7 protein-coding genes are annotated in these 10022 nt (G+C 76.7%); 5 read left to right on the top strand and 2 right to left on the bottom strand.

Annotation, left to right across the window (positions count from 1 at the left end):
* On the bottom strand, window positions 1–2594 hold a 2594-nt coding region (locus FA014_RS14855), incomplete at its 3' end, for a DNA gyrase/topoisomerase IV subunit A (protein ID WP_154730433.1).
* Between the two features lie 113 nt (window positions 2595–2707).
* Between FA014_RS14855 and FA014_RS14860 the strand changes: the two genes are divergently transcribed.
* From FA014_RS14860 to FA014_RS14875, 4 genes are read left to right on the top strand one after another with little or no spacing between them, the layout of a single operon-like run.
* Entirely contained in the window at window positions 2708–5503 is a 2796-nt protein-coding gene (locus tag FA014_RS14860) for a GNAT family N-acetyltransferase (protein ID WP_154730434.1), read from the top strand.
* Window positions 5504–5558: 55 nt separating this feature from the next.
* Window positions 5559–6128 (top strand): DUF5998 family protein, encoded by a 570-nt coding sequence (locus FA014_RS14865; RefSeq protein WP_154730435.1) that lies wholly within the window; start codon window positions 5559–5561, stop codon window positions 6126–6128.
* A 2-nt stretch (window positions 6129–6130) separates the two neighbouring features.
* On the top strand, window positions 6131–7309 hold the full coding sequence (locus tag FA014_RS14870; protein ID WP_154730436.1) for an alkaline phosphatase family protein: 1179 nt from the start codon (window positions 6131–6133) through the stop codon (window positions 7307–7309).
* 47 nt (window positions 7310–7356) lie between these two features.
* A complete protein-coding gene (locus FA014_RS14875; protein ID WP_154730437.1) occupies window positions 7357–8016 on the top strand; it encodes a thymidine kinase in 660 nt (219 codons plus the stop codon).
* A 43-nt stretch (window positions 8017–8059) separates the two neighbouring features.
* On the opposite strand, the gene sepH is transcribed toward FA014_RS14875, so the two are convergent.
* Window positions 8060–9193 carry a septation protein SepH gene (gene sepH / locus FA014_RS14880; RefSeq protein WP_154730438.1) on the bottom strand — a complete coding sequence of 378 codons (1134 nt, stop codon included), beginning with the start codon at window positions 9191–9193 and terminating at the stop codon, window positions 8060–8062.
* Window positions 9194–9300: 107 nt separating this feature from the next.
* On the opposite strand from sepH, the gene FA014_RS14885 reads away from it, so the two are divergent.
* On the top strand, window positions 9301–10022 hold a 722-nt coding region (locus tag FA014_RS14885; protein ID WP_328288209.1), incomplete at its 3' end, for a trimeric intracellular cation channel family protein.

Raw genomic sequence — 10022 nt, forward strand, 5'->3', positions numbered from 1 at the left:
GGCACCCAGGCCGGGTCGGCGAAGGTGACGCCGTTCTCCCGGTACCCGGGCAAGGGCCGGGCCACCGGCGGCGTCCGGGCGCACCGGTTCCTCAAGGGCGGGGCCGCCAGGGGCTGGCCCGAGCCGTCCCGGCGCTCGTCCGGCTCCGGCAGCTCGACCGGCTGACCGGCCGACCCCGTGGCCCGCGCCGGCGCCGGGCCGACCCAGGCGAGGAACAGCGCGTCCTCGCCCTTGAGGAACCGGTGCGCCCGGACGCCGCCGGTGGCCCGGCCCTTGCCCGGGTACCGGGAGAACGGCGTCACCTTCGCCGACCCGGCCTGGGTGCCGGGCAGCGCGTCGGACGCGCCGGCGACGGTCACCACGACCGGGCCCTCGGCGTCGTCGGCGGCGTCGTACCCCGCGGGCAGCGCGCCGAAGTGCACGACCCGCTGACCGGGCGCGAGCTTGATGCCCGCCATGCCGCCCGCGGGCCTGCCCTGGGGCCGCACGGACGCGGCCGGGAAGTGCAGGAGCGCCGCGTCCGAGGCGACGAACACGAGCTCGTCGTCGTCGGTCACCGTGGCGCAGCCGACCACCTCGTCGCCGTCCTTGAGGCCGATGACCTCCCACTGGTCGCGGTTCGCGGGGGCCTCGCCGGGGGTGACCCGCTTGACCACGCCCTGCGCGGTGCCGACGGCGAGCGTCGGGGCGTCGGGGGTCACGGGGACCAGGCCGACGACCTTCTCGCCCTTGTCGAGCGCGAGCAGCTCGGACAGCGGCAGCCCGCCCGACAGGTTCGGCGCGCCCTCGGTCGGCGGCAGGCCCGGCAGGTCGAGCACGGACACCCGGCGGACGACGCCGCGGGACGTCAGCACGCCGACCTCGCCGCGCACGGTCGTCGGGACGGCCCCGGCGAGCACGTCGTGCTTGGCGCGCCGGGCACCGGGCGTGGGCCGCAGCTCGACGTCGGTGCTGCCGGTGCGGGCCACCAGGCCGGTCGCGGAGAGCAGCGCGTAGCAGGGGGTGTCCTCGATCTCGAGGGACAGCGCGGGCGCGGCGGCGCGGCCCGGTCGCGGGGCGGGGGCGCCCTCGGCGGCGGTCGCGACGCCGCCCGCCGACTCCAGCAGGATGGTGCGACGCGGGGTGCCGTAGGTCGCGGCGACCTCCGCCATCTCGTCGCTGACCGTCGTCCGCAGCAGCGCCTCGTCGCCGAGGATCGCCTGCAGCGCCTCGATCTGCTCGAGCAGCTCCTCGCGCTCCTTCTCCAGCTCGACGCGGGAGAACCGGGTGAGGCGGCGCAGCCGCAGCTCGAGGATGTACTCGGCCTGGGGCTCGGACAGGTCGAACACCTGGCGCAGCCGGGTGCGCGCGGCGTCCGCGTCGTCCGAGGTCCGGATGACCTGGATGACCTCGTCGATGTCGAGGATCGCGATCAGCAGGCCCTCGACCAGGTGCAGGCGCTCCTGCTTCTTGCGCAGCCGGAACTGGCTCCGGCGCCGCACCACGGAGATCCGGTGGTCCACCCACACCTGCAGCAGGTCGCGCAGGCCGAGCGTGCGCGGCTGGCCGTCGACCAGGGCGACGTTGTTGATGGAGAACGAGTCCTCGAGGGGGGTGTACCGGTACAGCTGCTCCAGCACCGCCTCGGGGTTGAACCCGGTCTTGACCTCGATGACCAGGCGCATGCCGTGCTGCCGGTCGGTGAGGTCGAGCGCGTCCGAGATGCCGGAGAGCTTCTTGGACTGCACGCCCTCCTTGATCTTCTCGATGACCTTCTCCGGGCCGACCGTGTACGGCAGCTCGGTGACGACGATGCCCTTGCGGCGCGGGGTGACGTTCTCGATCCGCGCGGTGGCCCGGGTCCGGAACGCGCCGCGGCCGGTGCGGTACGCGTCGCGCACGCCCTCCAGGCCGACGATCTTGCCGCCGCTGGGCAGGTCGGGGCCGGGGACGAACCGCATGAGCTCGTCGAGGGTGGCCTCGGGGTGCAGCACGAGGTGCCGTGCGGCCGCGACGACCTCGACCAGGTTGTGCGGCGCCATGTTGGTCGCCATGCCGACCGCGATGCCGGACGCGCCGTTGACCAGCAGGTTCGGGATGGCCGCGGGCAGCACGCCCGGCTGCGTCAGCTTGTTGTCGTAGTTCGGGACGAAGTCGACGACGTCCTCGTCCAGGCTCTGCGTCATCGCGAGCGCGGAGGGCGCCATGCGCGCCTCGGTGTACCGCGGGGCGGCGGGGCCGTCGTCCAGCGAGCCGAAGTTGCCGTGGCCGTCGACGAGCGGCAGCCGCAGCGAGAACGGCTGCGCCATGCGGACCATCGCGTCGTAGATCGCGGTGTCGCCGTGCGGGTGCAGCTTGCCCATCACCTCGCCGACGACGCGCGCCGACTTCACGAACGGCCGGTCCGGGCGCAGGCCCATGTCGGACATCTGGAACAGGATGCGGCGCTGCACCGGCTTGAGGCCGTCGCGGGCGTCGGGCAGGGCGCGCGAGTAGATCACCGAGTAGGCGTACTCGAGGAACGAGCCCTCCATCTCGGTGGCGACGTCGATGTCGACGATGCGCTCGACGACGTCCTCCGGCGGGACGTCGGGGGTGCTGCTGCGGCGCGCCATGCTGGGGGCTGCTCCCGGGGTCGGTGGTGCGGGGTGGTCGGGCCATTGTCGCCGCTCCACGACCCTGTGGACCACCACGACGCGCGGCGCGCCGGTTCGTTAGGCTCCGGGGCATGGCCGAGAGCACCGGGGACGCGCCCGTCGAGGCGGCGGACTACCCCGAGAGCTGGGAGGCCGACGTCGTCCTCCGCGACGGCAGCACCACGCACGTGCGGCCGATCCGCCCCGGGGACGCCGACGCGCTCCAGGCCTTCCACGTCGCGCAGTCCGAGGCGTCGATCGTGTTCCGGTTCTTCGCGCCGCTGGAGCGGCTGGGGGACCGGGACCTCGCCCGGTTCACCCGGGTGGACCACCGGGACCGCGTCGCGCTGGTCGCGGTGACCGAGGACGACGCGATCATCGGCGTCGCCCGGTACGACAAGGTCGGCCCCGACGAGGCCGAGGTCGCGTTCAACATCGCCGACGCGCACCACGGCCGCGGGCTCGGCTCCGTGCTGCTGGAGCACCTGGCCGCGGCGGCGCGCGAGCGCGGCATCCGCCGGTTCACGGCCGACGTGCTGCCGCAGAACGGCCGGATGATCGCCGTCTTCCGCGAGGCGGGCTACTCGTTGCAGCAGCGGCTGGAGGACGGCGTGGTGACGGTCGGCTTCGACATCGACCCCACGGACCGCTCGCTCGCGGTGATGATGGCGCGCGAGCACGCCGCGGAGGCGCGCAGCGTGCAGGCGCTGCTCACGGCCCGGTCCGTGCTGGTGCTGTCGTCGCCGGCCGCCGCGCCCGGGTCGCTGGACGACCGGCGCGCCGAGCGGGTGCTCGCCGACCTGGTCGGCGGGGTCCCCGGCGCGGACGACCCGGAGCACCGGACCGGCGCCGTGACGGCGGCGGGCGGCGACGAGCGCCCGGTGCAGGTGCACGTCGTCGGCCGGCCGGCCCCCGCCGCCGGCGGAGCCGGCACCGGCCCCGCCGTGCACCACTGGGACCGCCTCGACGACGTGCCCGGCCCGGTGGACCTGGCGGTCCTGGCCCTGCCCGCGGCGGAGGCCGTCGTGGCCGTCCGCGCGCTCGGCCGGCTCGGCGTCAAGGGCGTCGTCGTGCTCTCCGGCGGCTACGCCGAGCAGGGGCCGACCGGCCTCGCGCTCCAGCGCGCCCTGCTGCGCGCCGCGCACGCCGCCGGGCTCCGCGTGGTGGGCCCGCGCTCGTACGGCCTGCTCGCGCACGCCGCGGGCGGGCTGCTGAACGCCTCGCTCACCGAGGACCCGCCGCCGCCCGGCCGGATCGGGCTGTTCTGCCAGTCCGCGTCCACCGCGGTGTCCATCCTCGGCTCCGTGCGCCGCCGGCACCTCGGCCTCGCGCACCTGGTGTCCGCGGGCAACCGGGCGGACGTGTCCGGCAACGACCTCATGCAGTTCTGGCAGGACGACGACGCGACGGACGTCGTGGCGCTGTACCTGGAGTCGATCGGCAACCCCCGCAAGTTCTCCCGCGTCGCGCGGCGCCTGGCGACGGCCAAGCCGGTCGTCGTCGTGACCGCCGGCCGGTCGGGGCACGTCGTCCCGCCCGGGCACGCGGTGCGGCCCACGCAGGCGTCGCGGCAGACCCTGCAGGAGGTGATGCGCCGGTCGGGCGTGGTCCTGGTCGACAACGTGCACCAGATGCTCGAGGTGTCCCAGCTGTTCGCGCTCCAGCCGCTGCCGCGGGGCCGGCGCGCCGCCGTGGTCGCCTCGTCGTCCGCCGCGGCGTCCCTGGTGTCCGAGGCGCTCGCCGCGGCGGGGTTCACCGTGGGCCGCGCGCCCGCGATCCTGCACGAGGACGCCGACGACACGAAGGTCGAGCGCACGTTCGCCGCGGTGTACGCCGACCCGGACGTCGAGGTCGTCGTCACCATGCACGTGCCCACCGTCGGCCCGCGGGACGACCGGGTCGCCCAGGCGCTGGCCCGGCACGCGGCGGGCTCGGGCCGGACGTCGGTGGCGTGCCTGCTGGGCCTGCACGGCGCGACGCCCGCGCTGAGCGCGCCCGACGCCGACGGCGCGCTGCGGACCGTCCCGGCGTACACGACGCCGGAGGACGCGGTGCTCGCGCTCGACCAGGCCGCCCGGTACGCCGCGTGGCGCGCGGCCGACCGCGGCCGGCTCGTCGCGCCCGAGGGCATCCACGCCCGCACCGCGCGCCGGCGGATCGCCGGCTGGCTCGACGAGGCCGGCACCCGGGCCTCGCTCGACCTCACCCCCGCGCAGACCGCGGAGCTGCTGGAGCTCGCGGGGGTGCACGTGTTCCCGACCGTGGGGGTGCACGACGCCGACGAGGCGGTCGCGGCGGCGGACCGGCTCGGCTGGCCGGTCGCGCTCAAGTCCACCGTGCCCGCCCTGCGGCACCGCTCGGACCTGGGCGGCGTGCGGCTCGACGTGCACGACGAGGCCGAGCTGCGCGCCGACGTGGCCCAGGTGCTCGCGCTGGCCGCCGGCCGGGAGCCCGAGCCGGGCCGCGCCCCCCTGGAGGTGCAGGCGATGGCCCCGCACGGGGTCGCCTGCGTGATCCGGTCCGCCGAGGACCCGCTGTTCGGCCCCGTGCTCGGCTTCGGGCTGGGCGGCGACACCACGGACCTGCTCGGCGACGTCGCCTGGGCGGTCCCGCCGCTCACCGACGTCGACGTGTCCGACATGGTCCGGGCGCCGCGGTCCGCCCCGCGGCTGTTCGGCTACCGCGGCGTCCCGCCGCTCGACGTCGCGGCCCTGGAGGACGTGCTCGCCCGGGTCGCGGTGCTCGCCGACCAGCTGCCCGAGCTGCTGCACCTGGAGCTCAACCCCGTGGTGGTGGCGGAGCACGGGGCGTACGTGCTCGGCGCCACCGCGCGGGTCGGGGTCGCCGCCACCCGGGCCGACGGGCCGCGCCGGGCGCTGCCCGTCTGACGCCTCCGGGGCCGCGGGTGTGACGAGCGCGCCCTCGCGGTGGGAGGATGTCCGGGTGCCTGCCCCCTCCACCGACCTGCTGCGCGACCTGCACCGGGCCGGGTACTACCCCGACCTGGTCGCCGACGTCCTGGACGTCGCGCTCGCGGACGAGCCCGTCGAGGCGTACCTCGTGCACCCCGAGACCACGTTCGACGCGCAGGAGGTGCGCCGGCACGTCACGGTCCTGGTGCTGACCCCGACGCGGCTCGTGGTCGCGCACGTCGACGACCACCCCGCCGACAGCGAGCACCCGTCGGCCAGCGCCGCCGCCACCACCGAGGCCGTCCCGCTGTCCGAGCTGCGCTCCGTCGCGCTCACCCACGTGATCGCGACCCCCGAGCAGCACCGCCCCGGCACGCCCGCCGCCGAGCTCACCCTCGCGGTCGGCTGGGGCGCGGTGTCCCGGGTCGACCTGGAGCCCGCCGGCTGCGCGGACCCCGGCTGCGAGGCGGACCACGGCCTGACCGGCACGCTGACCCCCGACGACGTCGTCGTCCGGGTGTCCGCGGTCGCCGAGGGCGAGGGCGCGGTCCGCGACGCCGTGGCGTTCGCCAAGCGGCTGTCCGCGGCGAGCGCGCGCTGACGATGACGGCCGCCGCGTCGTCGACCGTGCCGGCCCGGCTCGCGGACGCGGGCCTGGTGCCGCCCGACTACGAGGGTCCGTCGCTGTCGGGGCTGCTGCCGGCCGTCGCGGACAGCCTCGGCGCGCCGGTGCCCGACGGCCCGGCGCGGCGCGCGCAGCTCGGGCTCCCGGAGGCGCACCGGGTGTGCGTCGTCCTGGTGGACGGGCTGGGGTACGAGAACCTGACCGAGCGCGCGGGGCACGCCCCGTTCCTGCGGTCCCTGCTGAACGGGTCCGCGCCGCTGTCCGCCGGCTACCCGTCCACCACCGCCGCGTCGATGGGCTCGTTCGGCACCGGCACCGGCCCCGGCCGCACCGGCCTGGTCGGCTACACGGTGCGCAACCCCGCCAGCGGCGGGCTGGCGAACATGGTGTCGTGGGACGGGCTCGGCCCGGCCCGGGAGTGGCAGCGGGAGCCCACGGTCTTCGAGCGGCTGGTCGCGCACGGGGTCACGGTCACCACCGTCGGCCCCGCGAAGTTCATGGGCTCCGGCCTCACCGAGGCGGCCCTGCGCGGCGGCGGGTACCGCGCCGCGGAGTCGCTGGCGCAGCGGGTCGACGCGGTGCTGCGGCTGCTGCGCGAGCCGGGACTGGTCTACCTGTACTGGGGCGACGTCGACAAGACCGGGCACCACGAGGGCGCCGGCTCCTGGCAGTGGGGCGACCAGCTCGAGGCGCTCGACGGCGAGCTCCGCCGGCTGGTGCGGTCGCTGCCGCGCGGGGCCTCCGTCGTCGTCACCGCGGACCACGGCATGGTCGACGTCGACCCCGCCCGGCGGCACGACGTCGCGACCACGCCCGGGCTCGCCGAGGGCGTGGCGCTGGTCGCGGGGGAGCCGCGGGCGCTGCACGTGCACCTCGAGCCGGGCGTCGACCCGCGTGCGGCGGAGGCCCGCTGGGCCGACGTCCTCGGCGGTGACGCGGTCGTGCTCACCGGGGACGACGCCGTGGCGGCCGGCCTGTTCGGCCCGGTGTCCGCGCACGTGCGGCCGCTGATCGGCGACCTGGTGGTCGCGGCGACCGGTCGGGCCACCGTGGTCGACTCCCGGACGCAGACCCCGGCGTCGCTGCGGCTCGTCGGGGTGCACGGGTCGCTGACGCCGGCCGAGCTGCGGGTGCCGCTGCTCGCCGTGCACACCTGAGCCGGCCCGACCCCGCACGACCGAGCACGACGAGGAACGAGGAGCACGTGGCCGAGCTGGTCTTCTTCTGCGGCACCATGGACTGCGGCAAGTCCACCCTGGCGCTGCAGATGCACCACAACCACGCGGCCCGCGGCCGGGGCGGGGTGCTGTTCACGCAGAACGACCGGGCGGGGGAGCACGTGCTGTCCTCCCGGCTGGGCCTGTCGGTCCCGGCCCACGAGGTCAGCCCGGGGACCGACTTCTGGGACGAGGTCGTCCAGCGGCGCAGCCGCGGCGCGCGCGTCGACTTCCTCATCTGCGACGAGGCGCAGTTCTACAGCGCCGAGCAGGTCGAGCAGCTCGGCCGGGTCGTCGACGACCTGGACGTCGACGTGTTCGCCTTCGGGATCACCACCGACTTCCGGACCCGCCTGTTCGCGGGGTCCGCGCGGCTGCTCGAGCTCGCGGACCGGGTGGAGACGCTCCAGGTCCAGGCGCTGTGCTGGTGCGGCGCGCGTGCCACGCACAACGCGCGCACCGAGCACGGGGCCATGGTGGTCGAGGGCGCGCAGGTCGTCGTCGGCGACGTGGCGGTGCCGGCCGAGGACGACGCCGTGGGCTACGAGGTGCTGTGCCGCAAGCACCACCGGCTGCGGATGACCGCGCGCAGCTCGGGCGCGGCGACGCTGTCGCCGCAGACCCTCGGCCTGCTCGCCGGGGACTGATCCGCGAGGACCGGACCGCGGGGGCGTGGCCGCCCCCGCGGCCTCACTCCGGCTTCGCGCCGAAGACGATCTCGTCCCAGCTCGGCACCTTCGGCCGGCCGCGCCGTCCCGCCGCCCGCGGCTTGGGCTGGTCCTCGGGCCGGGCCGGCGTCGTGTCCTCGTCCGGACCGGGCAGGGACCCGGGGGCCGGGTCCGGCTCACCGGGCTCGAGCGCCACGGGCGTCTCCGGCTCCTCCTCGGTCGGCCGCGGACGGGCCGGTGCCGGGTAGATGCGGGCCTCGGCGGCGGGCTCGGCGTCCACCGGGTGCGCCCCGGGTGCCGCCGGCTCGTCGAGCTGGCCGAAGTCGAACGCGTGCTGGGGCCCGAAGCCGCCGAACCCGTCGGCGTCCTCGTCGTCCTCCAGGTCGAGCGTCTGCCGCACGCCGCGCCGGGACCGCAGGTCGTCCAGCAGCTCGTGGGTGGCGCGCAGGTCGTCCGCCGGGTCCTCCTCCTCGCGGTGCTGCGCGCGCCCGGGGCCGTCGACGGCCGCGAGCACCGGGCGCACGTCGGCGTCCACGTCGTAGACCAGGTCGCGCACCGCGGACAGGTGCCGGCGGGGGACCGGGCCGTCGGCGATCTCCGTCTCGGAGAGCCAGCGGGCCTCGTCCTCCTCGGCGTGCACCGCGCGCGCCTGCGCGTCGTAGGACCAGCGGGCCTCGCGGGCGTCGTCCTCCACGCGGAACCGCGCCACGACCACCCAGCCGCCGCCCGGCTCGCGGTACGCGTCCCAGCCCACGGCCGCGGTGTCGACGCCGCGCGCCGCCAGCCGGTCGACCACCAGCTCGCCCAGGACCGGCGCACCCACGTCGCGGCCCACCCGGGTCCCGCGCGCCTGCTCCGCCACGAACTCGCGCTCGGCGAGCACCGGGCCCTCGAACCGCCGCACGTGCTCGACGGTCAGCCCCGACTCCTCGGCGATCTGCTCCGCGGACTGCCCCGCGCGCACGCGCGCCTGGATCTCCCGCGGGCTCGGCACGCCCGACTGCTCGGCGCGGATCTGCTCCAGCTGCGGGCGGTCGCGGCGCACCGCGGCGCGCAGCGGCTCGTCGATGCGCAGGCGGTAGCGCTGCCCGTCGGCCGCGGCGAGGACCAGGTGCTCCCCGTCCTCGTGCAGCCCGATCAGCTCCAGCTCGGCCATCACACCTCTCCCATCGTTCCGCGGACGAGCCTGCCATCGCCGGGGCCCGATCCCGGGGAGGCTCGGCGGTGCGCCGCCGCGAACTCCCGGCTGCCATGATCTCCCCTGTGCACGTCGACCTCCCGCTGCAACCCGTGCTCGAGCTGCTCGGCGTGTTCGTCGGCGCGCTCTCCGGCGGCCTCGCCGCCGTGCGCAAGGGCTTCGACATCTTCGGCATCGTCGTCCTGGCGTGGGTGGCGGGCCTCGGCGGCGGCATCCTGCGCGACGTCCTGATCGGCGCGATCCCGCCCGTCGGCATCGCGCAGTGGCAGTTCGTCGCCACCGCCTGCGCGGCCGGCCTCGTGACCTGGGCGGCGCACCCGGGCCTGCACCGGCTGCGCCGGCTCGTGCTCGTGCTCGACGCCGGCGCGCTGGCGCTGTTCACCGTCGTCGGCACCATCAAGGCGCTCGAGTACGGCGTCGGCGCCACGGCGGCGGTGTTCGCGGGGATCGTGACGGGGGTCGGCGGCGGGGTGCTGCGGGACCTGCTCACCGGCGAGGTGCCGGCCGTGCTGCACCAGCGGCAGCTCTACGCGATCCCCTCCCTGGTGGGCGCGCTCGCGCTGGCGGTGCTCTGGCGCGAGGACGCGCTGTCGGAGGGCACGGTGGTGGCCGCGGTCGTCGGCGTGCTCGGGGTCCGGCTCGTGGCCCTGCGGTTCGGCTGGCAGGCGCCGGGACCGTGGGACCGCACGACGGCCCGGGTCCGGCTCGCGCGGGTCGGCGGCGTGGGCCGGACCGGCCGCTCGGGGCGCGTCGCCCGGGAGCAGCCAGCGCAGCAGCGGCGCCGGCT

Origin of the sequence: Cellulomonas hominis (genome assembly GCF_005239125.1) — a bacterium.
GTDB lineage: Bacteria > Actinomycetota > Actinomycetes > Actinomycetales > Cellulomonadaceae > Cellulomonas > Cellulomonas hominis_A.

What these genes read in the sequence shown, in the direction of transcription:
- FA014_RS14860 (WP_154730434.1), top strand. Translation starts at nt 2,708, where the DNA reads ATGGCCGAGAGCACCGGGGACGCGCCCGTCGAGGCGGCGGACTACCCC.
- FA014_RS14870 (WP_154730436.1), top strand. Translation starts at nt 6,131, where the DNA reads ATGACGGCCGCCGCGTCGTCGACCGTGCCGGCCCGGCTCGCGGACGCG.
- sepH (WP_154730438.1), bottom strand. Translation starts at nt 9,193, where the DNA reads ATGGCCGAGCTGGAGCTGATCGGGCTGCACGAGGACGGGGAGCACCTG.